Raw genomic sequence first — 1,558 nt, forward strand, 5'->3', positions numbered from 1 at the left:
GGAGGAGTTCGCGCTCCTCTCGCACGAGCGGGCCCGCGCCGCGATCGCCGAGGGCCGGTTCAAGGACGAGATCGACCCGGTGACCCTGCCCGACGGCACGGTCGTCGACACCGACCAGTGCCCGCGGGAGACCTCCCTGGACAAGATGGCGGCGCTCGAGCCGCTCGCGCCGGGCGGCCGGATCACCGCGGCGGTCGCCTCGCAGATCTGCGACGGGTCGGCCGCGCTGCTGGTCGCCTCCGAGGCCGCCGTACGCGAGCACGGGCTGACGCCGCGGGCCCGCATCCACCACCTGACCGTCCGCGGCGACGACCCGGTCTGGATGCTCACCGGCCCGATCCGCGCCACCAAGCACGCCCTGGACCGCACCGGCCTCGCGATCGAGGACATCGACCTGTTCGAGTGCAACGAGGCGTTCGCCTCGGTGGTGCTCGCGTGGATGAAGGAGACCGGCGCCCCGCACGAGCGGGTCAACGTCAACGGCGGCGGCATCGCGCTGGGCCACCCGATCGGCGCCACCGGCGCGCGGCTGATGACCACGCTGCTGGCCGAGCTCGAGCGCACCGGCGGCCGCTACGGCCTGCAGACGATGTGCGAGGGCGGCGGTCAGGCGAACGTGACGATCATCGAACGGCTCACGGCGAGGGATCGAGCGAGCCTCCACTGAGCACCTCACCCGTCCCGGCGTCGCGGATGACGTACAGGTCGGTCGTGAGCGTCGTCGGCCTCGCACCCTCCGCGGTGGCCTCGACGTCGCCCCCGGGCGACATGGCCTGCACGTAGCCCCCGCCCACAGGGACCGTGGCGCCGCGGTACACCGCTACCCACACCAGCTGGTGGTCGATCTGCGGCGTGACCCGGCCCCTGGTGTTCGGACCCGGGTCGGTGACCGGCCGGCCATCTGGGCCAAGCAGTTGACCGAACTCGGTGTCCGTCAACCGAACGAGCGAGATCGAGTCGGGGCGGATCTCGCCAGGCTGTGCGAAGAGCTCGTCGGCCGATGTTCCCGGGCGCGCGTTGTCGCCGCGGCCGTCGATGCGCACACCCTGGAGACTCAGCGCCTTCTCCACGGCCGGTGTGACGTCGTAGGTGACTGTTGGTGGTGCCTCCCGACCCGACGCGGCCGGTGGCGTCCTGTGTCGGGTGGACTCAGCACCGTCCTGGTGGCCATCCCCCCACGAGGCCGCGATCAGCGCGGTCGCGGCGATGACGCCGGCGACGCTGACCGAGGCAAGCAGGGCTGCGACGAACCGCCGGAGGGAGAGCACGTGGTTGGCTGACACTGACTTCCTCCTTTCGGGTCCGTCCAGATCCGGTATTCCTGTCCTCCACTGCCCGGGCTGACGCTCTCCCGCTGGTGCCGCTCGCCAGGGGAGCGTTGGCGGTCAGGTCACCGGAACCGAAGAGCTTGATGCTGCCCGTCGACGTATACCACTGGAGGTGGTCTAACACGGTCTTGTCAGACGAGACGCCTGGTATGTCGTCGCCCTTGTCGAAGGTCTCCGTGATGACCACGCTGCTGGCTGGCGGTGGGTCGTGTGCCTGAGAACGCTCCATA

The 1,558-nt window shown here is 70.6% G+C and carries 2 protein-coding genes; one reads left to right on the forward strand and one right to left on the reverse strand.

Annotated features, from left to right (window positions below; translation table 11 throughout):
* Positions 1-667, forward strand: a 667-nt coding sequence (locus tag VGD85_RS13640; protein WP_331063985.1) for an acetyl-CoA C-acyltransferase, incomplete at its 5' end; no start/stop codon positions are given.
* Here the strand turns inward: VGD85_RS13640 and VGD85_RS13645 are convergent.
* Positions 636-1,283, reverse strand: coding sequence for a hypothetical protein (locus VGD85_RS13645; protein WP_331063986.1), 648 nt, complete (start codon positions 1,281-1,283; stop codon positions 636-638). The two genes, VGD85_RS13640 and VGD85_RS13645, sit on opposite strands and share 32 nt — an antisense overlap.
* Positions 1,284-1,558 lie beyond the last annotated feature (275 nt).

Source organism: Nocardioides sp. (genome assembly GCF_036401255.1).
Taxonomy (GTDB): Bacteria; Actinomycetota; Actinomycetes; order Propionibacteriales; family Nocardioidaceae; genus Nocardioides.